At 74.4% G+C, this 22781-nt stretch carries 22 protein-coding genes; 13 read left to right on the forward strand and 9 right to left on the reverse strand.

The window, feature by feature from the left end; all coding sequences use genetic code 11:
- Positions 1 to 71: 71 nt before the first annotated feature.
- Together ABT299_RS24455 and ABT299_RS24460 are read right to left on the reverse strand one after the other, a co-directional pair.
- Positions 72 to 755 (reverse strand): PIG-L deacetylase family protein, encoded by a 684-nt coding sequence (locus tag ABT299_RS24455; RefSeq protein WP_190863372.1) that lies wholly within the window; start codon positions 753 to 755, stop codon positions 72 to 74.
- A 208-nt stretch (positions 756 to 963) separates the two neighbouring features.
- Entirely contained in the window at positions 964 to 1929 is a 966-nt protein-coding gene (locus ABT299_RS24460; RefSeq protein ID WP_387021668.1) for a nucleoside hydrolase, read from the reverse strand.
- A 107-nt stretch (positions 1930 to 2036) separates the two neighbouring features.
- Here ABT299_RS24460 and dhaK point away from each other — a divergent pair, with 107 nt between their 5' ends.
- Genes dhaK through dhaM form a run of 3 tightly spaced genes read left to right on the forward strand, consistent with a single transcriptional unit; the run spans position 2037 to position 4103 of the window.
- A complete protein-coding gene (dhaK, locus tag ABT299_RS24465; RefSeq protein ID WP_190863341.1) occupies positions 2037 to 3032 on the forward strand; it encodes a dihydroxyacetone kinase subunit DhaK in 996 nt (331 codons plus the stop codon).
- A complete protein-coding gene (gene dhaL, locus ABT299_RS24470) occupies positions 3029 to 3715 on the forward strand; it encodes a dihydroxyacetone kinase subunit DhaL (protein WP_500252103.1) in 687 nt (228 codons plus the stop codon). Before dhaK ends, dhaL begins: the two co-directional genes overlap by 4 nt.
- Before the next feature lie 4 nt (positions 3716 to 3719).
- On the forward strand, positions 3720 to 4103 hold the full coding sequence (gene dhaM / locus ABT299_RS24475; RefSeq protein ID WP_190863342.1) for a dihydroxyacetone kinase phosphoryl donor subunit DhaM: 384 nt from the start codon (positions 3720 to 3722) through the stop codon (positions 4101 to 4103).
- On the opposite strand, the gene ABT299_RS24480 is transcribed toward dhaM, so the two are convergent.
- Positions 4104 to 4454 carry a protealysin inhibitor emfourin gene (locus ABT299_RS24480; RefSeq protein WP_500252104.1) on the reverse strand — a complete coding sequence of 117 codons (351 nt, stop codon included), beginning with the start codon at positions 4452 to 4454 and terminating at the stop codon, positions 4104 to 4106.
- A 68-nt stretch (positions 4455 to 4522) separates the two neighbouring features.
- On the reverse strand, positions 4523 to 5989 hold the full coding sequence (locus ABT299_RS24485) for a hypothetical protein (protein WP_500252105.1): 1467 nt from the start codon (positions 5987 to 5989) through the stop codon (positions 4523 to 4525).
- Positions 5990 to 6277: 288 nt separating this feature from the next.
- Here ABT299_RS24485 and pcrA point away from each other — a divergent pair, with 288 nt between their 5' ends.
- The gene (pcrA, locus tag ABT299_RS24490) at positions 6278 to 8539 is read left to right on the forward strand and encodes a DNA helicase PcrA (RefSeq protein WP_190863349.1); all 2262 of its coding nucleotides are present in this window, start codon (positions 6278 to 6280) and stop codon (positions 8537 to 8539) included.
- Here the strand turns inward: pcrA and ABT299_RS24495 are convergent.
- On the reverse strand, positions 8496 to 9509 hold the full coding sequence (locus ABT299_RS24495) for an Lrp/AsnC family transcriptional regulator (RefSeq protein ID WP_500252106.1): 1014 nt from the start codon (positions 9507 to 9509) through the stop codon (positions 8496 to 8498). The two genes, pcrA and ABT299_RS24495, sit on opposite strands and share 44 nt — an antisense overlap.
- Before the next feature lie 113 nt (positions 9510 to 9622).
- Between ABT299_RS24495 and ABT299_RS24500 the strand changes: the two genes are divergently transcribed.
- Positions 9623 to 11035: an MFS transporter gene (locus tag ABT299_RS24500; RefSeq protein ID WP_500252107.1), complete on the forward strand. Its 1413-nt coding sequence runs from the start codon at positions 9623 to 9625 to the stop codon at positions 11033 to 11035.
- Here the strand turns inward: ABT299_RS24500 and ABT299_RS24505 are convergent.
- Entirely contained in the window at positions 10986 to 11429 is a 444-nt protein-coding gene (locus tag ABT299_RS24505; RefSeq protein ID WP_500252108.1) for a hypothetical protein, read from the reverse strand. The genes ABT299_RS24500 and ABT299_RS24505 overlap by 50 nt on opposite strands.
- A 115-nt stretch (positions 11430 to 11544) precedes the next feature.
- Positions 11545 to 12132, reverse strand: a complete 588-nt coding sequence (locus ABT299_RS24510) for a TetR/AcrR family transcriptional regulator (RefSeq protein ID WP_500252109.1) — start codon at positions 12130 to 12132, stop codon at positions 11545 to 11547.
- Positions 12133 to 12186: 54 nt separating this feature from the next.
- Here ABT299_RS24510 and ABT299_RS24515 point away from each other — a divergent pair, with 54 nt between their 5' ends.
- Positions 12187 to 12729, forward strand: coding sequence for a GNAT family N-acetyltransferase (locus ABT299_RS24515; protein WP_190863358.1), 543 nt, complete (start codon positions 12187 to 12189; stop codon positions 12727 to 12729).
- Positions 12730 to 12796: 67 nt separating this feature from the next.
- On the forward strand, positions 12797 to 13564 hold the full coding sequence (locus tag ABT299_RS24520) for a sulfite exporter TauE/SafE family protein (protein ID WP_347256951.1): 768 nt from the start codon (positions 12797 to 12799) through the stop codon (positions 13562 to 13564).
- Between the two features lie 16 nt (positions 13565 to 13580).
- Here ABT299_RS24520 and ABT299_RS24525 read toward each other — a convergent pair whose 3' ends face one another.
- The gene (locus tag ABT299_RS24525) at positions 13581 to 15080 is read right to left on the reverse strand and encodes a glycoside hydrolase family 15 protein (protein WP_387021644.1); all 1500 of its coding nucleotides are present in this window, start codon (positions 15078 to 15080) and stop codon (positions 13581 to 13583) included.
- 269 nt (positions 15081 to 15349) lie between these two features.
- Here ABT299_RS24525 and sucC point away from each other — a divergent pair, with 269 nt between their 5' ends.
- The 3 genes from sucC (at position 15350) to ABT299_RS24540 (ending at position 19464) form a co-directional block, all read left to right on the forward strand.
- Entirely contained in the window at positions 15350 to 16528 is a 1179-nt protein-coding gene (gene sucC / locus ABT299_RS24530) for an ADP-forming succinate--CoA ligase subunit beta (protein WP_190868519.1), read from the forward strand.
- Between the two features lie 2 nt (positions 16529 to 16530).
- Complete coding sequence (sucD, locus tag ABT299_RS24535; RefSeq protein ID WP_190868516.1) at positions 16531 to 17418, forward strand: succinate--CoA ligase subunit alpha; 888 nt, start codon at positions 16531 to 16533, stop codon at positions 17416 to 17418.
- A gap of 210 nt (positions 17419 to 17628) precedes the next feature.
- A complete protein-coding gene (locus tag ABT299_RS24540) occupies positions 17629 to 19464 on the forward strand; it encodes a cell division protein PerM (RefSeq protein WP_500252110.1) in 1836 nt (611 codons plus the stop codon).
- Between the two features lie 88 nt (positions 19465 to 19552).
- Here ABT299_RS24540 and ABT299_RS24545 read toward each other — a convergent pair whose 3' ends face one another.
- Complete coding sequence (locus ABT299_RS24545; protein WP_190868515.1) at positions 19553 to 20053, reverse strand: hypothetical protein; 501 nt, start codon at positions 20051 to 20053, stop codon at positions 19553 to 19555.
- A 93-nt stretch (positions 20054 to 20146) separates the two neighbouring features.
- Here ABT299_RS24545 and purN point away from each other — a divergent pair, with 93 nt between their 5' ends.
- The 3 genes from purN (at position 20147) to ABT299_RS24560 (ending at position 22756) form a co-directional block, all read left to right on the forward strand.
- Positions 20147 to 20851, forward strand: coding sequence for a phosphoribosylglycinamide formyltransferase (gene purN / locus ABT299_RS24550; RefSeq protein ID WP_500252121.1), 705 nt, complete (start codon positions 20147 to 20149; stop codon positions 20849 to 20851).
- Positions 20848 to 22413 carry a bifunctional phosphoribosylaminoimidazolecarboxamide formyltransferase/IMP cyclohydrolase gene (gene purH / locus ABT299_RS24555; protein WP_500252111.1) on the forward strand — a complete coding sequence of 522 codons (1566 nt, stop codon included), beginning with the start codon at positions 20848 to 20850 and terminating at the stop codon, positions 22411 to 22413. Before purN ends, purH begins: the two co-directional genes overlap by 4 nt.
- Positions 22414 to 22579: 166 nt before the next feature.
- Positions 22580 to 22756 (forward strand): hypothetical protein, encoded by a 177-nt coding sequence (locus ABT299_RS24560; protein ID WP_190868513.1) that lies wholly within the window; start codon positions 22580 to 22582, stop codon positions 22754 to 22756.
- Positions 22757 to 22781: the final 25 nt, after the last annotated feature.

A 22781-nucleotide genomic window follows, 5' to 3' on the forward strand; every position in this document is an offset into this window, starting at 1 on the left:
TACGGCATGTGACGCGACGAATTTGCAGCGTGACCGTTCCGGTGCCCCGGCGAAGGAGGGCCGGGCGCCGGTCAGGCCGTGTCGACGACCTGGAACGCCTCGGCCAGGCGGCCGTCCCCGAACCCCGCCGCCTCGGCGTTCGCCGACAGCCAGCCGCGCAGCATGTTCGGCAGCTCGTCGCCCATGTGGGCGGTCTGGCTGGCGTGCGACCGCAGCGCGTTCACCTTCCGGTCGAACTGGTCGGTGATGTCGACGTAGTGGTTCACCGCCGGGCCGCCGCTGAGCCACACCTCGCGGGCCGTCCACGCCTCCAGGCCCTCGTCGGCCAGCAGTTCCGGGAACGCGTACGGGTTGCGGGCGTCCGGGTACACCGCGTCGAGCGCCGCGGCGCCGACCGCCCGGTGGTCCGGGTGGCTCGGGTAGATCCGCTCGTAGTTGCGCTCCGGGCTCGGCATCAGCACCCGGTCCGGCCGCACCTGCCGGATCACGCGGGCGAGGTCGCGGCGCAGGTCCAGCGTCGCCTCGACCCGGCCGTCCGGGTAGCCGAGGAACCGGACGTCGGTGACGCCGACGCACTTGGCCGCCGCGCGCTGCTCCTCGCGGCGCAGCGACGCCATCTCCTCCCGGGTGACGCCGTCGTCGAAACCGCCCGCGTCGCCGTCGGTGACCATCAGGTAGACGACCTCGATGCCCTGGTCCGTCCAGCCCGCCACCGACCCGGCGCAGCCGAAGTCGACGTCGTCCGGATGCGCCATCACGGCGAGGATCCGCTGCAGTCCGCTGTCGTCCAGAACGTTGGTCACGGATTCAACAATAAAGTCTGCGGCCGGATACGGGCACACCCAAGATCGGCCATTTCCCGAAGGCCCGGCGGGCCGCGCCGGGGGCCTCGCGGGCGGTCCCGGGCGGCGGTGTCATGGGGGTGCCGCGGCGGTGTCAGGGCGGGGGCGCCATCAGGGCCGGTCAGAGCGACAGCACCGCGGCGAGCAGCCGTTCCTGGAACGCCCGCACATCGCTGCCGACCGCGACCTTCACCGGGCGGCGGGTGTCGTCGGCGGGCAGTGACCGCGCGTCCCACACGGTTGTGCCGCGCGTCAGCTCGCCGCGCAGCTCCACCCGCACCGGCCGCTGCACGTACTCGCCGAGGCCGGGATCGACCGCCAGCATCGCGGCGAGCGCGTCGTGGATGACCGCCCCGCGGCGCCGCAGCGTCGGCGTGTAGGCGTCGGCGTAGAACTCCAGGATCCGGGTGGCGAACCGCGCGACGGGGGAGTCGTGCGCCGCGAGCCGGTCGAGCCAGTCGTCGTGGACGGCGGTCGGGTGGGTGGCGTCCAGCGGCACCAGCACGACCGGCCAGTCCGCCGCGAACACCAGGTCGGCGGCCTCCGGGTCGTGCCAGATGTTCGCCTCGGCGTGCGTGGTGATGTTCCCCGGGTGGCCGAACGCGCCGCCCATCACGACCACCTCGCGGATGAGCGACGGCAGCTCCTCGTCCAGCAGCAGCGCCGCGCCGAGGTTGGTCAGCGGGCCGGTGGCGAGCAGGGTCACCTCGCCGGGCCGCTCCCGCGCCGCCCGGACGATCCGCTCGGCGGCCGGTTCGGGGACCGGGCGCCCCGCCGGCTCGGGCAGGTTCGTGTCGCCGAGGCCGTCCCTGCCGTGCCAGTCGAGCGCGTAGTGGACGTCCTGCGCCATCGGGCGGCCGGCGCCGACCGCGACCGGCACGCCCTTCTCGCCCGCCTCCAGGCCGGCCGCCTCCAGCACGCGCAGCGTGTTCAGGGCCCCGGTCAGCGGGTCGATGTTGCCGTGCACCGTCCCGACCCCGGCCAGTTCCGCCTCGCCCGTCCGGACGAGGGAGGCGAGGTACAGCAGGGTCAGGGCGTCGTCGATGCCGGTGTCGCAGTCGAACAGGAGAACGGGAGCTTTCGTCACCCGTGCAACCTATGACGGAAGGGCCGCCCCGGGCATCCCCGAAAACCGGCGCACGAAGATCGTGGTTGGGCCTGGGAGGGGACGCCGTGCCGGGGTAGAGCTGAGACATGCGCAAACTCATCAACGATCCGGAGAACGTGGTCGCCGACGCGCTGCGCGGCCTCGCCGCCGCGCATCCGTCGCTGCGGGTCGATCCCGAGAACGGCACGGTCGTGCGGGCGGACGGGCCGCGGTCCGGCAGGGTCGCCCTGGTGTCGGGGGGCGGCTCCGGGCACGAGCCGCTGCACGCCGGGTTCGTCGGCCACGGCATGCTCGACGCGGCCTGCTGCGGGCAGGTGTTCACCTCGCCCGTCCCGGACCAGATCATCGCCGCGACGATGGCGGTGAACGGCGGCGCGGGCGTGCTCCACATCGTGAAGAACTACACCGGCGACGTCCTGAACTTCCGGATGGCCGCGGAGCTGGCCGAGGACGAGGACATCGAGGTCGAGTCGGTGATCGTCAACGACGACGTCGCCGTGGAGGACAGCCTCTACACCGCCGGGCGGCGCGGCACCGGCGCCACCCTGTTCGTGGAGAAGATCGCGGGGGCGCTCGCGGAGGAGGGCGCCGACCTCGCGTCCGTCGCCGCCGTCGCCCGCGAGGTCAACGAGCGGAGCCGCTCGTTCGGCGTCGCGCTGTCGCCCTGCACGGTCCCGGCCGCCGGGGAGCCGACGTTCCGGCTCGAAGAGGGCGAGATGGAGCTGGGGATCGGCATCCACGGCGAGCCCGGCCGCGAGCGCGTCCCGCTGGCGGACGCCGACGCGATCGTGGACGCCTCCCTCAGCGCGATCGACGCGGACATGCCGGTGTCCGGGTCCGAGCTGCTCGTGCTGGTGAACGGGATGGGCGGCACGCCGCTGATGGAGCAGTACATCGCCTACGCGGCGACGGCCCGCTGGCTGGAGGAGCACGGCGCCACGGTCGTCCGGCCGCTGGTCGGCCCGTACGTCACCAGCCTGGAGATGGCCGGCAGCATGATCAGCGTGTGCCGGCTGACGCCCGACCTGACCCGGCTCTGGGACGCGCCCGTCGAGACGCCCGCGCTGCGGTGGGGCCGGTGACCGCGCCGATGGAAGGACGGGCGGACGAGCACGCGGGCGGGGGACTGGACGGGCGGGGCGCCGCGGCGTGGATCCGCCGCGCCGCCGAGCTTGTCTCCGCCGACGCCGACCGGCTGACCCGGCTCGACGCGGCCATCGGCGACGGCGACCACGGCCACAACCTGCACCGCGGGTTCACCGCGGCCGTCGCCGCCCTCCCCGATGACGAGCAGCTCGGCGAGACGCGGCCGGGCAAGGTGCTGATCAGCGCCGGGCGGGCCATCGTGTCCAAGACCGGCGGCGCCTCCGGCCCCCTCTACGGCACCGCGCTGCGCCGCGCGGGCAAGGCGCTCGGCGACGCGTCCGAGGCGGACGCCGCCGCGGTCGGCGCCGCGCTGAAGGCCGCCCTGGAGGGCGTCCAGGAGCTGGGGCAGGCGAACGAGGGCGACAAGACCATGATCGACGCGCTGGCCCCGGCGGCCGCCGCCTTCGCGGCCGCGCTCGCGGACGGCGCCGACCTCGCCGGCTCCGCCCGCGCCGCCGCCGACGCCGCCGACGCGGGCGCCGCCGCGACGGTCCCGATGCAGGCCCGCAAGGGCCGCGCGAGCTACCTCGGCCCGCGCAGCGCCGGCCACCTGGACCCCGGCGCCTCGTCCACCGCGCTCGTCCTGCGCGCCCTCGCCGACGTCACCGGAGGGGAGTGAACCCGTGGTCGGAATAGTGATCATCTCGCACAGCCGGACGCTCGCCGAGGGCGTCGCGGAGGTCGCCCGCGCCATGGGCGTCGGGAAGGCCGTCGTCGAGCCCGCCGGCGGCGACTCCGAGGGCGGCCTCGGCACCAGCATCGACCTCGTCGAGGACGCCGTGCAGCGCGCCGACGGCGGCGACGGCGTGCTGCTGCTCGCCGACATCGGCAGCTCCGTCCTCACCGCCAAGATGCTCATCGAGGACGCCGAGGGCGAGGGCGTCCTGCTCGCCGACGCGCCGCTGGTCGAGGGCGCGGTCGCCGCCGCGTCCATGGCCGCGACGGGCGCCGACCTCCCCACCGTCCACCTGGCCGCCGAGTCCGCCCGCGAGCACCGCAAGACCTGATCAGCCGGGCCCGCCGCCCCCCGGCCCGCCGCCCGCAGGCCCGCCGCCCGCAGGCCCGCCGAGCCCCGGCTCGTCGAGCAGGACGCCGATCGGGGACGGCTCGGACGGGTCGCCGTGCACCTCGTAGACGCGGGGCGCGGCGGCGCCGTCCGGGTCGTCCACCGTCACCCGGTACCCGGGCAGGTCCGCTCCGATCTCCCCGGCGCCGCCGCGGGCGTGCGCGGCGGCGAGCGCGTCGACCGCCCGCCGCACCCGCTCCGCCCGCCCGGCGGGGAGGCCGGACACGTCGTACCGCGCGACCACCACCGCGCGGCCGGTGAAGCCGCCGGTGCTCTCGACCGTCACGCGCATCGCCGTCCGGCCTCCCTCGCCGTGTCCCCGCTCCTCACCCGCCGAGCATCCTCACTTGCCGAGCACCCTCACTTGCTGAACGCGCGGCGCAGCTCGTCGAGCTCGTCGCGGAGGATGTCGTCGTCGTCCAGCGGGCCGCGTTTCGCCAGCCGCTCCGGCGCGACGACCCGGTACTCGGGCATCTGCATCGTCCCGCAGCACAGCGACCGGTCCTGCTCGGCCCGCAGGCTCGCCGAGTGCTCGTCGTGCGGCTCGACCTCCGTGACGTCCTGCCCGTCGCCGGTGTAGCCGGGGTCGGTCATCCGCATCTCGCCGCTCATCAGGTCGCGCAGCGGGGTCGCCGCCGTCGTGATCTCGCGGACCGCGAACCGGTTGCGGATGAACGTCCGGTAGATCGCCGGGTCGCCGCGGCCCGCCGAGATCTGCAGCATCTGGTTCGCGACGTCCACGTATCGCGCGCCCGTCGCCGGGGCCGCCACGATCGCGTCGAACAGCAGCTTGCAGAGCCCCTGCGCGACCTCCATCAGCACGATCGACGGGTCCTTGGTGCGGCGCTGGCGGGCCGTCTCGAACAGGTACACGTCCGCCAGGACGTCGTAGATCGCGCCGGTGAACACCTGCGAGATCGCGTGCACCTCGTTGCCGACCTCGCTGAGCTTGAGGTCGTTGTCGGCGTTGCGCAGCCCGGCCGGCATGCCGAGGGCCTTGCCGAACTCCTCCGCGAGCTCCGGCAGGAACGACTTGTCGTGCAGGTTCGCCTTGGTGAGCGCGACGAACGCCTCGGCCTGGTCGGGCTGCGCCAGCGCCAGGAAGATCGCGGTGAGGTCGCCGAACGACTCGTGCAGGCCGCCGGTCTGCGGCGGGTTGCCCGCTGACAGCCAGCCGGGCTTCAGCCCGTCCAGCACGGAGTGCCCGGTCTCGTGCGACACGATGTCGAGCGATCGGCACGTGTACAGGACGCTGGACGGCGGCTGCCCCTGCGGTGTGAAGAACAGGAACTTCAGGGCCTTGGCCGTCCGGCTGTAGAACGCATTGGCGCCCTCCCCGGCGTGCGGGAACACCGTGATGGGGTCGGTGTTGCCGCCGACGTTCCACGCGAAGGGAAGGGGATTGCCGCCGTTGTGCCGCTCGTACATCGCGATCGTCTCGCGGACGACCGCGAACGTGTGCGCGCAGTCGAACTGCGGCGAGTTGGGGGTGAACACGAAGTCGCCGCTGGCGTTGCGGGCGACCGGGGTGGTGCCCGCCAGGTCCGTCCTGGCGCGGGCGTCGGCCGGGCCGTTCAGCACGACCGACGGCACGAACGTGAGCCGGACGCCGAGGCCGGTGACCGAGGGGTCCTGCTTGTAGACGAGGAAGCGGTGCCCGGTCTCGACCGGGACCGGGATCGGCACCGGACGCGGCGCCGGGACGGGGGCGGCCGCCGCCCCCTCGACACGGAACCGCGGCGCCATCCGGCCCGTGAGGGCCTCGGGGACCTCCGCGCCCCGGCGTCCGCTCTGCTGGATCTGCTGTTCTTCCTGGTGGATCGTCATTGAAGCCACCTTTCGTCACCGTGCGCGAGCCCCCGATGGCCCTACGCGGCCGCGGACGGCCGTGCGGCACCCCCGGCGGGAGCTGGCGGGAGTGCCGGCGGTGCCTCGTTATCCGGGACCGCCCGCGCGGCCTACGCTCCGCCGCCCACAAGGTCGAGTCAACCCGGAAAGGCCGCCGGTGGAGGCCATGTCCTCATCCGGACCGGCGGGCCCCGGAGGCGGCCGGCGACCCGCGCGCGGCGGCGAGGCCGCCGAAAACGTCGGCGCGGCGCCGTACACTCGCACGTGATGTCGAAGACCGAAGCTCACCCCTTGCTCGACGGCCTGAACGAGCAGCAGCGCGCCGCCGTCGTGCACTCCGGCGGCCCCCTGCTGATCGTCGCGGGCGCCGGGTCGGGGAAGACCCGCGTGCTCACCCACCGCATCGCCCACCTGCTGAGCGAGCGGGACGCGCACCCCGGCCAGATCCTCGCGATCACCTTCACCAACAAGGCCGCCGCCGAGATGAAGGAGCGCGTCGACGCCCTCGTCGGGCCGCGGTCGCGGGCCATGTGGGTGATGACGTTCCACTCCGCCTGCGTGCGGATCCTGCGCCGGGAGGCCAAGCGGCTCGGCTTCCCCACGAGCTTCTCGATCTACGACCAGGCCGACGCGCAGCGCCTGATGGCGCTGGTCTGCCGCGAGCTGGACCTCGATCCCAAGCGGTACCCGCCGAAGTCGTTCAGCGCCCAGGTGTCGAACCTGAAGAACGAGCTGATCGACTACGAGACGTTCAAGAACCGCGCGTCCACGCACATGGAGCAGACGCTCGCCGAGGCGTACGAGATGTACCAGGCGCGGCTGCAGCAGGCCGGCGCGATGGACTTCGACGACCTGATCATGATGACGGTCAACCTGCTGCAGGTGTTCCCGGAGGCCGCCGAGCACTACCGGCGCCGGTTCCGGCACGTCCTCGTCGACGAGTACCAGGACACCAACCACGCGCAGTACGAGCTGGTCCGCGAGCTGACCGCGCCGGTCGAGGGGGTCGGCGCCGCCGAGCTGTGCGTCGTCGGCGACGCCGACCAGTCGATCTACGCGTTCCGCGGCGCGACGATCCGCAACATCCTGGAGTTCGAGCGCGACTACCCCGACGCGACGACGATCCTGCTGGAGCAGAACTACCGCTCCACGCAGACGATCCTGTCGGCGGCGAACGCGGTCATCGAGCGCAACGCCGACCGCAAGCCGAAGCGGCTCTGGTCCGACCAGGGCGAGGGCCACAAGATCACCGGCTATGTGGCCGACAACGAGCACGACGAGGCCGCGTTCGTCGCGCACGAGGTCGACCGGCTCACCGACGCCGGCGACGCCCGCCCCGGCGACGTCGCGGTGTTCTACCGCACCAACGCGCAGTCGCGCGTGTTCGAGGAAGTGTTCATCCGCGTCGGGCTGCCCTACAAGGTCGTCGGCGGCGTCCGCTTCTACGAGCGCAAGGAGATCCGCGACCTCCTCGCCTACCTGCGCGTCCTCGCCAACCCCGAGGACACCGTCTCGCTGCGCCGCATCCTGAACGTGCCGAAGCGCGGCATCGGCGACCGCGCGGAGGCGTGCGTCGAGGCGTACGCGTCCCGCGAGCGCGTCTCGTTCTGGCAGGCGCTGCGCGTCCCCGAGGACGTCCCGGGCATGGCGACCCGGTCGATCAACGCGGTCCGCGAGTTCGTCCTGCTGCTGGACGAGCTGGGCGCCGCCGCCGCGTCGCTCACCCCGGCCGACCTGGTCGTCCGGATCCTCGACAAGTCCGGCTACCTCGCCGAGCTCCAGGCCTCCAAGGACCCGCAGGACGAGACCCGCGTGGAGAACCTCCGCGAGCTGGAGGCCGTCGCCCGCGAGTTCGAGGAGCGCCTCGACGGCGAGTCCGCCGAGGGGCGGCTGCCCGACTTCCTGGAGCAGGTGGCGCTGGTCGCCGACGCCGACTCGATCCCCGGCGGCGCGAAGGGCGGCCCGGTCCCGCCGGGCGAGCAGCCCGAGGAGACCGACCAGGGCGTCGTCACGCTGATGACCCTGCACACCGCGAAGGGCCTGGAGTTCCCCGTGGTGTTCCTCACCGGCATGGAGGACGGGGTCTTCCCGCACCTGCGCGCCATGAGCAACCCCAAGGAGCTCGAAGAGGAGCGCCGCCTCGCCTACGTCGGCATCACGCGCGCGCGGCAGCGGCTCTACCTGTCCCGCGCGACGATGCGCAGTTCGTGGGGCGCGCCGCAGGTCAACCCGCCGTCCCGGTTCCTCGGCGAGGTCCCCGGCACCCTGATCGACTGGGAGCGGGAGGCGTCGTCCGCGTCGTCGTCGGCGATGTCGCGGATGGCGGCCCGGCCCGGCGTGAAGTCGCCGGGCAACCGGGAGGTCCCGGCGCTGGCGCCGGGCGACAAGGTCACGCACGACTCGTTCGGCCTCGGCACGGTCGTGTCCGTGGACGGGGCCGGCGACAAGGCCGCCGCCAGCGTCGACTTCGGCGGCGAGTACGGCGTCAAGCGCCTCGTCCTGCGGTTCGCGCCGGTGGAGAAGCTCTGACGGCACCGGCGCGCTTGAGGGTGCGCAGGACGGGCGCGGTCTCCAGAGACCGGACACCGTCCAGGGCGCCCAGCTCGCGGGTGAGGTAGCGGTGCAGGTCGGCGGGGCCGTCGCAGAGCGCCTGCGCCAGCAGGTTCGTGGGGCCGGTGGTCGCGGCGACGACGGCGAGTTCGTCGTGCCCCGCGAGGGCGGTGGCGACGTCGTCGAGCCGTCCCGGGTCGACCGACATCCAGATGAGCGTCTGCGCGCTGCCGCCGAGCAGGGTGGAGTCGACCTCGACGTCGAAGAACAGCGTGCCGCTCGCGCGCAGGCCGGCGAGGCGGCGCGCGGCCGTCGCCTGTGACCAGCCGGTCGCGGCGGCGAGGTCGGTGTGCGCGGCGCGGCCGTCGTGCCGCAGGACGTCCAGCAGCGCGCGGTCCGCGGCGGTCAGCGGGCGCGGATCCGCGGCGGCGGAGGCGGGCGGCCGCAACCGCTCCTCCTGCTCGGGGGTCAGCGCGCGGGTGATGCCGCGCCAGGCGGTCGGTCCGCCCAGGTAGGTGTGCAGCAGGCAGTGCGCCGACACGGCGGTGATGCCCGCGCGGCGCGGCACGTCGTGCAGCAGCATCGCGTGCGGGGCGCCCGCGCCGTCCGTGCCCCCGGCGCCGTCCGGGACGTGCACGATCGTGAAGATCTCCGTCCCGCCGGACGTCAGCTTCACCCAGGACGTGTCGGGCCGCGCCGCGAGCGAGTGCGCGAGGGCCTGGGTGGCGGCCGGAGTGCAGGTCAGCCGGACCGTCCAGTGCGTCTCGGGGCCGGTGTCGCGGTCCAGGACGCCGACGACGCGCAGGCCCGCCTCGGTGCGCAGCCGCCGGTAGCGGCGGGCCACGGTCTGCGTGGAGACGCCGCAGACGTCGGCGATGCGGCTGAACGGGGCGCGCCCGTCGATGTGCAGCGCGTGGATGACGGCGCGGTCCAGCTCGTCCAGCATCATGATCCCTCATTTCGGCCGCTCAGATGGAAGATATCCGCTATCTGAGCGCTGTGGTTGGAACATACTGCGGTCTCCCTTCGAGGCTGGGGCACGGAACCGAAAGGAGACGTGCCATGCGGGTACGGGAGGAGACACGGGCCGCGACCGTCCACCGGTGGCGGTGGGCGGCCCTGGCCACGCTGCTGGCGGCCGAGGCGATGAACCTGCTGGACACGACGATCGTGCAGGTCGCGGCGCCGGTGGTCCGGCGGGACCTCGGCGGCGGCGAGTCCGGGATCCAGTGGTTCAGCGCCGCCTACACGCTGCCGTTCGCGGTGCTGCTGATCACCGGCGGGCGGCTCGGCGACATCGCCGGGCGGCGGCGGGTGTTCGCGCTCGGGGTCGCCGGTTTCGCGGTCGCGTCGGCGTGCTGCGCGGCGGCGCCGTCGGCGGGCGCGCTGATCGCGGCGCGGGCGGTGCAGGGCGCCGCGGCGGCGCTGATCATCCCGCAGACGATCGGGCTGATCCGCGCGATGTTCGACGGCCCGGAGACGGCGAAGGCGTTCGGGAGCATCGGCCCGGTGATGGGGCTGTCGGCGATCTGCGGGCCCGTGGTCGGGGCGGTCCTCACCCACGCGGTGTCGTGGCGCGCGGCGTTCCTGGTGAACCTGCCCCTCGCCGCCGGGGTGCTCGCGACCGTGCCGTTGCTGCCGGAGGACCGCGCGCAGCACCGGCCCCGGCTGGACGCCGCGGGCACGGCGCTCGCCACCGCCGGCGCGGCGATGATCGTGTACCCGCTGATCCAGGGCGATCCGGCCGGCCGGCCGGCGTGGACGTGGGCGGTGCTCGCCGGCGGCGCCCTGCTGCTCGCCGTGTTCGCCCTGCACCAGCGCCGGGCCGCCGCTCCGCTCGTCGAGCCGAGCCTGTTCTCGGGCCGGGGCTTCCCGGCCGCGCTCGCGACCTCGGCGCTGTTCTTCGCGGTCATGAACGGGCTGATGGTCGTGGTCGTCCTGCAGATCCAGCTGGGCCTCGGGCAGGACGTGCTGACCGCCGGGCTCACGCTGCTGCCCTGGTCGGCCGCGATGGCCGCCGCGTCCTGGCTCGCCGGGACCCGGCTCGTCCCGCGCTTCGGCCCGCGGCTGATGGTCGCCGGGCTCGCGGTCATGCTGGCCGGGGTCTGCGCGGCGATCCCCGTCTACCGCGCCTACCCGGACGGCTACCCATGGCCGCTGCTCGGCGCGCTGGCCCTGGCCGGGACAGGGAACGGGCTGTTCACGGTCCCGTTCTTCACGGCGGCGCTGGCGCGGGTCCGGCCGCACGAGACGGGGTCCGCGGCGGGGCTGCTCAACGCCGTCCAGCAGTTCGGCGGGACGCTTGGCATCGCCGTCCTCGGCACCGCGTTCTTCCGCGCGCTGCCGCACGGACCGGCGTCGGCGGCCCAGGTCGCGTTCGGGCTGGCCGCCGCGCTGCTGGCGGTGGCGGCGGGCACCGCCGTCCTCATGGGTCGATGGCGTCCGCGCAGGTCTTCACGTAGATCAGCCGGCTGATCCCGGCCGTCGCCGCGAACGCCACGACCAGCCCCACCCAGATCAGCTCCCGCTGGGTCAGTTTGCCCACCGTGACGGCGAACGGGAGCGTCGCGAAGGCGAGGGCGATGGTCACGCCGGACCACTGGACGCCGTACCTGCCGTACTTGTGCGTGTTCGTCCATACCCGCCGGCCCTCGGGCGTCCGCGTGCTGTTCTTCGCGAGGCCGATGAGGAACATCGTCGCCGCGGCGAGGAGCTCGGCGACCAGGATGCCGGCGGCCGGCGGCATGAGGACGTCCTCGGCCCCCAGCGCCGTGCCCACGGCGGCGCCCAGCACGGCGCCGCCGACCAGGCCGACGAGCGGCAGGACGGAGCCGGTCCATCCGTAGCCGGTGGTCTTCACACGTCCCATGCGTCCTCCCGATCGTCGCCGATCCCGTCGATCATGCTGACCGCCCGTCACGTTCGAGTCACGACGGGTCCCGCCGGTTCCCGCCGGTTTCCCGCACGCCGGTCAGGGGCGCCGGTCAGCGGGCGAGCGCGTCGAGCCAGGCGTCGAGCATCCGGGTCTGCCGCTCGGGCGGGTACCGCTCGGTGTCGAAGAGGGCGTGTACGACGAGGCCGTGCGCGAACGCGGCCGCGGCGGCGGTGACGTCGTCCACGTCGGACGAGGCGGGCAGCTCGCCGCGCTCGACGGCGGCGGCGACGTGGACGCGCAGCCGCGCCCGCCACCCGCGGTACCGCCGCATCTCGCGCTCGCGCAACTCGGGGTCGGCGAGCGAGCCGTCCCACGAGCCGACCCACACGCGGTTCATCACCGCGGCCTCCGGCGTCAGCGGCAGGACGTCCAGCAGCGCGGCGCGCAGGCTCGCGAGGCCCCGGGTCTGCGCGCCGCGCAGGGACCGGCTCGCGGTCCGCTCGTCGGCGACGTCGAGGGCGTAGGAGACCAGCGCCTTCTTGTTCGGGAAGTAGTGCGTGAGCAGGCCGGTCGAGGCGCCCATCGCGGCGGCGACGGCGCGCAGCGTCAGCCCGCCGAAGCCGCGGTCGGCGAGGACCCGCCAGACGGCCTCGGAGACGTCGCGGCGGCGGGCGTCGTGATCACCTCGGGCGGGCATGTCCCGTAGGATACATAACAAACGTTCGGTACGTACCCCCCCGGGAGGTCCTCCATGTTCGCCGTCACCCTGGCCGACGACGCCGAGCTCCGTCCGCTGGAGCCGTGGCAGGCGGCCGAGTTCGCCGCGCACGCCGAGCGCGTGCGGACCGACGTCATCGAGTACATCCCGTGGGCGCACACCGTCGTCGACGAGGCGACCGCGCGGAAGTTCTTGCAGGACTACGCGGAGAAGCAGGCCAGGGACGAGGGCCGCGTCTACGGCATCTGGGTGAACGGCGTGCTGGAGGGCGGGACCGTCTTCCGGACGTTCGACGCCCCGCGCGGCGTCTGCGAGGCCGGGGTCTGGCTCGGCGCGGGCGCCCGGGGCCGCGGCCTGGTCACCACCGCGGTCCGGCACATGATCGACTGGGCGTTCGGGGTGCGCGGGATGGCCCGGGTGGAGTGGATCTGCGACCCGCGCAACACCGCCAGCGCGGCGGTGGCGAAGCGGCTCGGGATGACCTGCGAGGGCGTCCTGCGGGACGCGTACCTGCTGGCCGGTGAGCGCCGCGACGAGCAGATCTGGGCGGTCCTCGCGCGGGAGTGGGCGGCCTGACGGCCGGGCGGGGCACCCCGGGGCGTTATGGTCATACTCTTAACACCCCTTACCCCCGGGAGCCCCCGTGCACGCCGAGCAGGTGCCCGTCATGCTGGCCGCCGCCACCTCGGCCGGCTGGGTCGACGCGGTCGTGGGAGGCGGCGGGCTGATCCAGCTGCCCGCGCTGCTGCTCCTCAACCCCGGACAGCCCGTCGCGACCGCGCTCGCCACCAACAAGCTCGGCTCCATCGCCGGCACCGCCTCGGCCGCCGTCGCCTACGCCCGCAAGGCCAAGCCGGACGTCCGGGTCGCCGGCCCGGCCGCGGCCCTCGCGGTGTGCTGCGCCGCCGGCGGCGCGCTGTGCGCCGCGGCGATCTCGTCCGACGTGCTCAAGCCGGTGATCATGGTGGTGCTGCTCGCCGTCGCCGCGCTCGTCGTGCTGAAGCCGGACCTCGGCCGCGCCCCCCGGCTCGTCCTGCGGACCCGGCGCCGGACGGCCCTCGCGATCGTCGTGCCCGGCGTCGCGATCGCCTTCTACGACGGGCTCGTCGGCCCCGGGACCGGGACGTTCCTCGTCATCGCGTTCACGGCGCTGCTCGGCCTGGACTTCGTCGACGCGTCCGCCACCTCGAAGATCATCAACGCGGGCACCAACCTCGGCGCGCTCGCCGTGTTCGCCGCCCAGGGGCACGTGCTGTGGGCGATCGGGCTCGGCATGGCCGTCTGCAACGCCGCCGGCGCGCAGCTCGGCGCCCGCATGGCGATCAGCCGCGGCACCGGGTTCGTCCGGGTCGTGCTGCTGTGCGTCGTCGCCGCGCTCGTGCTCAAGATGGGCTACGAGCAGTTCACCTGAGCGGGGCTCCCGGGGGTCAGGACGCGGGCGGGACCGGCAGCGGCTCGCGCAGGGCCGCCAGCGTCAGCAGCACCAGCGAGTCCGTCCAGCCCAGCGGCGCCACGCCCGCCTGGCGGCCCGTCGGGCCCACCTTCTCCGGCAGCGCGCCCAGCGACGTCCGGTGCGCCGACAGCCAGCCGAGGCGCGCGAGCGCCTCGGCCGTCCGGCCGCCCGCCGCGGCCGACAGCCCGAACAGCGCGGTCTCCGGCGTCCACGCGACGTCCGGCGTCCCGGACCAGCTCTCGCCCGGCAGCACGCCCCCGTTCGGCAGCGCCTGCGCGCGCTCGGCGGAAGCGATCGCCCCGGTCACGGCCTGGTCCGCCGGCGCGAACGGAGGTGCGATGAACGTCACGGACGTGTCCATCAGCCCGTCCTGCACGGGTGAGCGCGGGTACCCGTAGGGCGCGAACTGCCGGTCCAGCGCGTCCGACACCCGGTGCGCCGCCGCCCGCCACTGCGCCGCCCTGGCCCCGTCGCCGTAGCCCTGCGCGAGGACCGCCGCCGCCCGCAGGCCCGCCAGCACCGGCCCGACCACCCCGAGCGTCGGCCGCCGCGGGTCCTGCTCGCGGCCGTGATCGCGTTCCCAGTAGTCGGACGACGGGGGCGGCAGGCCCTCCGCGTCCAGCGACCCGGCCAGATGGTCGGCGGCGCGCCGCACCATCGGCCACAGGTCCGGGAGGTCGTCGGCGCCGGGGTTCTCCGTCCGGTACAGCCAGCTCGCCCACAGCACCCAGCCGAGCGAGTCGAGCTGCGGCGGCCGCCCGTCCGTCACGGCCGTCCCGTCGGCGTTGTACCGGGCGGCCCAAAGCCCGTTGTCGGTCTGGACCCGCCCCAGGAAGCGCAGGACGCGGCGCGCCTCCGACGGATGCCCCGTCACGGTGAACGCGGCGGCGGCGAAGGCGGAGTCGCGCGGCCACGAGTACCGCCACGCCCCGTACCAGGACGCCAGGGACGCGCCGTTCGGCGGCGTCAGCAGCCGCAGGTCCAGCAGCGCGCGCGCCGCCATGTCGCGGAAACCGGAGTCCGCCGGGCCCTCCGGGACGGTCCCGGACGCCAGCCACGCGCTCTCGGACCGCACCGCCTGCGCCACCCGCGGATCGTCCGCCGCGACCGTGACCGGCGCCTCCTCACCCGACGGGACGAGCAGCACCCGCCCGTTCGCGAGCCGCACGGCCGAGCTGTCGGGCAGGTACGCGGCGCCGTCGGCGTCGTCCGGATCGAGCGGGACGCCCGCGAACGGCCACCCGCCGCCGCCCACCAGGCCCGGGCTCGCCCAGCCCGGCGCCGACGGCTCCGGCACGTTCGCCCCGGCCACGGCGACGAGCGCGGCGACGACGAGGAACGCGGCGCCGCGGCGGATCCGGCGCCCGCGCAGCCGCGCGGACGCGGCACGGCGCCGGACGGGGGCGCGGACGGGCCCGGCGGGCGCGGGCGCAGGCGCGGCGGCGGTGCGCACGTCCCCCCGCTGCCGCCCCATGGGCCTCGTCTCCCCCCTGGCCTCACGCAAGTACATCAAACTATGCCAATCGAGTCACCGTCGTGAGGGAGCGTACGCGCTCGCCACCGCACCGCCCGCACCTGCGGTTTCCGGACTCTGGGCGACAAATGGACCCGGCGGCGGCAGCACGGACCGGCGTTGACTAGGCTGCATCGACGGAGCGGACCGCGGAGTGCCGGCCGCACGGACACCCGTGTACCCCCACTCGCGTGGTCATCTGGCTGTCGATCCGTTTTAAGGACGCCCTCGTGGACCTGTTCGAACATCAGGCGAAGGAACTCTTCGCCGAGTACGGGGTACCGGTGCCCACCGGCAAGGTCGCCTCGACTCCCCAGGAAGCGCGCGCCATCGCGGAGGAACTGTTCTCCGCGGGCAGCAAGAAGGTCGTCGTCAAGGCCCAGGTCAAGACCGGCGGCCGCGGCAAGGCCGGCGGCGTGAAGCTGGCCGACACCGCCGACGAGGCCGAGGCCCTCGCCGGGCAGATCCTCGGCATGGACATCAAGGGCCACACGGTCCACCGGGTCCTGGTCGAGGAGGGCTCGGCGATCGCGCAGGAGTTCTACTTCTCGTTCCTGCTCGACCGCGCCAACCGCACCTTCCTGTCCATCTGCTCCGTCGAGGGCGGCGTCGAGATCGAGGAGGTCCCGCACGACCGCCTCGCGATGGTGCCGGTGTCCCCGCTGACCGGCGTCGACCGGGCCCAGGCCCGGCAGATCGCCGAGCAGGGCCGGCTGCCCGAGGAGGCGCTCGACGGCGCCGCCGAGCTCATCGAGCGGCTGTGGGCGGTGTTCACCGACGAGGACGCCACGCTGGTCGAGGTCAACCCGATGATCCTCACCGCCGACGGCCAGGTGAAGGCCCTCGACGGCAAGGTCTCCCTCGACGACAACGCCGGGTTCCGCCAGGACCACGACAAGCTCGAGGACAAGGCCGCGGCCGACCCGCTGGAGGCGGCGGCGAAGGCCAAGGACCTCAACTACGTCAAGCTCGACGGCTCCGTCGGCATCATCGGCAACGGCGCGGGCCTGGTCATGTCCACCCTGGACGTGGTCGCCTACGCCGGCGAGGAGTTCGGCGGCCAGAAGCCCGCCAACTTCCTCGACATCGGCGGCGGCGCGTCCGCCGAGGTGATGGCGAACGGCCTGGAGATCGTGCTCTCCGACGCCGCCGTCAAGTCGGTGTTCGTCAACGTCTTCGGCGGCATCACCGCCTGCGACGCCGTCGCCAACGGCATCGTCTCGGCCTACAAGCTGCTGGCCGACCGCGGCGAGGCCGTCGACCGGCCGCTCGTGGTCCGCCTCGACGGCAACAACGCCGAGCTCGGACGCAAGATCCTCAACGACGCCGGGCTGACCGGCGTCCAGCAGGTCGACACCATGGACGAAGCGGCCAAGCGCGCCGCCGAACTCGCCGCGGCAGGTGCATGACAATGGCCATCTGGCTCACCGAGAACAGCAAGATCATCGTGCAGGGCATCACCGGCTCCGAGGGCTCCAAGCACGGCCGCCGGATGCTGGCCGCCGGGGCGCAGGTCGTCGGCGGCGTGAACGCCCGCAAGGCCGGCACGACCGTCGACTTCGACGGCACCGAGCTGCCCGTCTTCGGCACCGTCAAGGAGGCGATGCAGGAGACCGGCGCGGACGTGTCCGTCGTGTTCGTCCCGCCGAAGTTCACCAAGGACGCCGTCGTCGAGGCGATCGACGCCGAGATCCCGCTCTGCGTCGTCATCACCGAGGGCATCCCGGTGCACGACACCGCCTACTTCTGGGCGTACGCCGAGTCCAAGGGCAACAAGACCCGCATCATCGGGCCGAACTGCCCCGGCATCGCCTCGCCCGGCAAGTCCAACGCGGGCATCATCCCGGCCGACATCACCACCCCGGGCCGCATCGGCCTGGTGTCGAAGTCGGGCACGCTGACCTACCAGATGATGTACGAGCTGCGCGACATCGGCTTCTCCACCTGCGTCGGCATCGGCGGCGACCCCATCATCGGGACCACCCACATCGACGCCCTCAAGGCGTTCCAGGAGGACCCGGAGACCGACGCCATCGTGATGATCGGTGAGATCGGGGGCGACGCCGAGGAGCGCGCCGCCGCCTACATCGAGAAGAACGTCACGAAGCCGGTCGTCGGCTACGTCGCCGGGTTCACCGCCCCCGAGGGCAAGACGATGGGCCACGCCGGCGCGATCGTGTCCGGCTCCGCCGGCACCGCGCAGGCGAAGAAGGAGGCCCTGGAGAAGGTCGGCGTCCGCGTCGGGAAGACCCCGAGCGAGACCGCCGTCCTCATGCGGGAGATCATGAAGAGCCTCTGAGCCCTTCCGATCGCCTGACCAGGCACCGAAAGACGCCCGAGCCGCCGTCGCGGCCCGGGCGTCTTTCGTCGTCGCGGGCGTCCCCGGCCGGTCGAGGGGCCGCCGCCGGCCCGGGGCGCGCCGCCCTTCCGGGGACGCGCGGCGGGCGACAAAGGCGACACGCCGGGTCGAGGGGGCGGGTGCGCGGGGGCGGGGTGCCAGCATGGGCGGGTGAGCGACGTGAGGCCGGGACAGCGCGCGACCCCCGAACCGGCGAGGGACCCGAGGGGGCGGCGCCGCGAGGACGCGCCGCGCCCCGGGAAGGCGCGCGGCGGGCGCCCCGCGCCGCCGCCGGGCAACGGCCGCCCGCTGTACGTGACGGGCCTCGTGGCGTCGCTGTGGTGCGTCGGGATCGGGCTCACCGTGCTGACGACCGTGACGCTGCTCGGCTGGGTCGCCGCGCCGAAGACCGCGCTCGGGCACGGGCTGTCCGGGGTGTTCCGCACGGCCGTGAACTTCTGGCTCGTCTCCCACCACGCGGGGTTCTCCTACGGGCACGGCCGCGTCGGGCTGCTGCCGCTGGGCGTGCTGGTGCTGCCCGGCGCCCTGCTGTACCGGGGCGGCGCGTGGATGATCCGGGGGCTCGGGCTGCCGCCGCGGCCGCGGGTCGCCGTGGTGCGGGTGGCGGCGGCGCTGGCCGTCCCGTACGCGCTGCTGGCGATGCTGATGGCGCTCGCGGTGTCGGCGCCGGAGGTGCACCCGTCCGCGTGGCAGGCGCTGCTCGGCTGCCTCCTCGTCGCCGTCATCGCGGGCGGGCTGGGCGCCGCGCGGGCCATGGTCGCCGCGCAGGTCGCGGCGGAGGCGCGCGGGCGGCGCGTCCGGTCCGGGCTGGGCGCGCTGCTGCGGCTGCTGCCGGACCGCCCGCGGTCGCTGGTGATCGGGGTCGCCGGGTCGGTCGCGGTGCTGGCGGCGGCGGGCGCCGTCCTGGTCGGCGGGTCCCTGGCGCTGCACGTCTCCGAGTCCGACCGGGTGTACGACCTGCTCGCGCCGGGCATCGTCGGCGGCGTCCTGCTGCTGCTGGTGGAGCTGGCGTTCCTGCCGAACGCGGTGATCTGGGGGATCGCGTACGCGGTCGGCCCCGGGTTCGCGGTCGGCGCCGGGACGAGCGTGTCGCCCACCGGTGTGTTCTTGGACACGGTCCCCGCGTTCCCGCCGCTCGCCGCGCTGCCCGAGCCGGGGCCCGCGCCCGCGGTGTCGCTGCTGGCGCTCGCGGCGCCGTTCGTCGCGGGCGCGGTGGGCGGGGTGCTGACGATCCGGACGATGCCGAGCGCGACGTCGGAGGGCGCGCCGCTGTGGGGCTTCGTGTCCGGGACCCTGACCGGCGCCGTCGTCGCGCTGCTGGCGGCGCTGTCGGGCGGCCCGCTCGGCGGCGGGCGGATGGCGACGGTCGGGCCGTCGGCCTGGCAGGTGGGGCTGCTGGCGGCGCTGGAGGTCGGGATCTCCGCGGCGCTCGCGGCGTGGGTCGCGAACTGGCGGCTCATGCGGCGGCCGGAGGAGGACGGCGCGCCCGCCCGTCCCCGCAAGCCGAAGCCGAAGAAGAGCAGGGCGCGGCGGCCCGCGGCGAAGCCGTCCCCCGCCCCGCTGCCGGAGGCGGCGGTGCCGCTGCCCGCGCCCGTCCTCGACGAGCCCCGGCCGGCGCCCGAGGAGCCGCCCGCCTCCCGCCCCTCGCCCTACGCGCCGGACCCGCTGGAGTTCGAGGAGGCCGAACCGGTGCTGGCGCCGCGCCGGCCGCGCGGCCGCGGCCGCGCCGCGGACCCGCTGCCCGAGCTGATCGCGGACGAGCCCGTCCTGCACGATCCGGAACCGGAGCCGGCGCCCGTGCCGGGGGAGCCCGAGCCGGACGAGCGGGACGGCAAGGTCGTCCTCGAAGGCCACATCGTCGAGGACCCCGAGCCGGAGCCCGTCCCGCCGCCGCGCGAGGACCCCGAGCGCACCGAGAACCGCGGCGGCGCGATCTACGTCCTGCGCGAGGAGCCGCGCCGCGACCGGCCCCCGCGCCGCGACTGAGCCTCGCGCCGCGACCGAGCCCCGCGCCGCGACCGGCTCCCGCGACCGAGCCTCGCCGGCGGACCCGAACGGGCGGGTCAGAGGCGGGTCAGAGCAGGTCGCCGTACTTGTCCATGCTGCCCGCGGGCAGGTCGAGCTTCTTCTCGATCTTCGGGTAGTACTCGTGCTTGCAGGCGGTCTTGTCGGTGCCGGTGTTCGCCGCGCCGATGCACTCCTGGTAGCCGCTCAGCTCCGACCACAGGAACACCGTCAGCGCCACCGACATCGTCGAGAACGCCAGCCCGACCGCGCCGAGCACGATGCCCGGCACGGCGCCCGGCGCGGTCGCGCGCGCCGTCCGCGCCCGCCGCCGCGCCCGGATCCCGATCACCAGCGAGGCGACGCCCAGCACCAGCCCCAGCGGGTAGAAGAACACCGAGGTCACCAGGGCGACGACGCCGAGCCACAGGGCCCGCCGGCCGGTCCGCTCCACCGGCCGCTGCCCGGGCGGGGGACCCAGGGGAGAGCCCGGGCCGGGGCCCGGGGGCGGTCCCGCCGGATCCCGCCCCTGCTCGACGGGATGGGCCGGGCCTCCCGGCTGCTCGCTCACGTCCGCTCCTCCCAACCGTGGATTCAACCGCGCCGAACAGGGCCGATAGGCTTCATGCCGATTGCCGACAACCCCACCGTCCACAAGGGAGTCATGGTGTCCGCCCGGCTCGTCGTCCTCGTCTCCGGTGCGGGGACCAACCTACAAGCGCTGCTCGACGCCTGCGCAGACCCAGCCTACGGGGCGAAAGTGGTGGCCGTGGGCGCCGACCGCGAAGGGATCGGCGGGACCGAGCGCGCCGAGCGCGCCGGGCTGCCCGCGTTCACCCTCCGCATCCCCGACTTCCCGTCCCGCGCCGAGTGGGACGCGGCGCTCGCCGCCGCCATCGCCGAGCACGAACCCGATCTGGTGGTGTCCGCCGGGTTCATGAAGATCCTCGGCCCGGAGGTCCTCGCCCGGTTCGGCGGACGGATCGTCAACACCCACCCCGCGCTGCTGCCCTCGTTCCCCGGCGCGTACGCCGTACGGGACGCCCTGGCGTACGGGGTGAAGGTCACGGGCTGTACGGTTCACTTCGTCGACGAAGGCGTGGACACCGGACCCGTCATCGCCCAGGAGACCGTCCCCGTGGGCTGGCACGACGACGAGGACTCCCTGCACGAGCGCATCAAGCAGGTGGAGCGCCGGCTCCTGGTCGACGTCGTCGGACGGCTGGCCCGCGACGGCTGGACCACGCGGGGCCGGCGGGTCTCGATGAAATGCAGAACCTGCGGCGACGGCCCGACCGGCGGCGCCGCGCCGGACGGCGGACCGTCCGGCAGTCCAGGTCAGACGGAACGAGGGGAGCTCGGCCGGTGAGTCGGGTGGCGATCAAGCGCGCACTGATCAGCGTGTACGACAAGACCGGGCTGGAGGAGCTCGCCCGGGGCCTGCACGAGGCCGGGGTGGAGATCGTCTCCACCGGGTCCACGGCGGGCCGGATCTCCGCCGCCGGGGTGCCGGTGATGAAGGTGGAGAAGCTCACCGGGTTCCCCGAGTGCCTGGACGGCCGGGTCAAGACCCTGCACCCGAAGGTGCACGCCGGGCTGCTCGCCGACCGGCGCAAGGACGACCACCTCCAGCAGCTCGACGACCTGCACGTCGAGCCGTTCGACCTGGCCGTGGTGAACCTGTACCCGTTCGCCGCGACCGTCGCGTCCGGCGCCGGGCCCGACGAGTGCGTCGAGCAGATCGACATCGGCGGCCCGACGATGGTCCGCGCCGCCGCGAAGAACCACGCGTCCGTCGCCGTCGTCGTCGACCCGTCCGCGTACGGGGACGTCCTCGACGCGGTGAAGGAGGGCGGCTTCACGCTGGAGCAGCGGCGCCGCCTCGCCGCCCTCGCCTACAAGCACACCGCGTCCTACGACGTCGCCGTGGCGTCCTGGTTCGCGAGCGAGTACGCGCCCGACGAGCAGGCCGCCGAGACGCGGTGGCCGGACTTCATCGGCGCCACCTGGGAGCGGTCGAACGCCCTGCGGTACGGCGAGAACCCGCACCAGCGCGCCGCCCTCTACCGGGTGCCGGGCGAGACGGGCCTCGCGGGCGCCGAGCAGATCTACGGCAAGGAGATGTCCTACAACAACTACGTGGACACCGACGCCGCCCGCCGCGCCGCCTACGACTTCACCGACCCCTGCGTCGCGATCATCAAGCACGCCAACCCGTGCGGCATCGCGGTCGGCGCCGACATCGCCGAGGCGCACCGGCTGGCCCTCGAATGCGACCCCGCGTCCGCCTACGGCGGCGTGATCGCCGCGAACCGCCCGGTCACCGCCGCGATGGCGGAGCAGATCACCGGGAGCTTCGCCGAGGTCGTCGTCGCCCCGTCCTTCGAGGACGAGGCCGTGACCGTGCTGACGAACCGGTTCAAGAACACCCGGCTGCTGATCTGCCCGGACGCCCCCGGCGGCGCCACCGAGTCGCGGCGGATCGACGGCGGCCTGCTCGTGCAGACCGTCGACCGGGTCGACGCGCCCGGCGACGACCCGTCCGGTTGGGAGCTCGCGTGCGGCGACGCCGTCGACGAGGACACCCTCCGCGACCTGGCGTTCGCGTGGCGGGCCGTCCGCGCCGTCAAGTCCAACGCGATCCTGCTGGCGTCCGGCGGCGCCACCGTCGGCGTCGGCATGGGGCAGGTCAACCGGGTCGACTCCGCCCGCCTCGCGGTCGCCCGCGCGGGCGAGGAGCGGGCGCGCGGCTCGGTCGCCGCGTCGGACGCGTTCTTCCCGTTCCCGGACGGCCTGGAGGTGCTGGTCGAGGCCGGTGTCAAGGCCGTCGTCCAGCCGGGCGGCTCGATCCGCGACGAGCTGGCGATCGAGACCGCGAAGAAGGCCGGGATCACGATGTACTTCACCGGGACGCGGCACTTCTTCCACTGATCCCACTGAGGCCGTCGGCGGCCGGGGCTTGAGGACGGCCGGTGCGGGACGCACGATCCCCGCACCGGCCGTCCTTTCCACTTCTGCGCGGGAGGTAGCCTCTGGCTGGCCGCGCCCCCTGAACGTTCCCGACCCCCGGCGCGATCGCCCGCCTAGGGAGGCGCGCATGGACTCGCTGACGACCTTTCTGGTCGCCCACGTCGGCCAGGCCGACGCGCTGCTGATGGAGTCCCGGCAGGCCGTCGGGCTCGTCGCCGCGGTGCTCGCGGCGATGCTCGCGGGGCAGCTCGGCTGGCACGGCACCGACCGGATCCTCGCCCGCCGCGAACGCGCCGACGACTAGCGCGGCCCCCGGCGCGCCATCGGCG

The organism is Spirillospora sp. NPDC000708 (assembly GCF_040299565.1).
GTDB lineage: Bacteria > Actinomycetota > Actinomycetes > Streptosporangiales > Streptosporangiaceae > Spirillospora.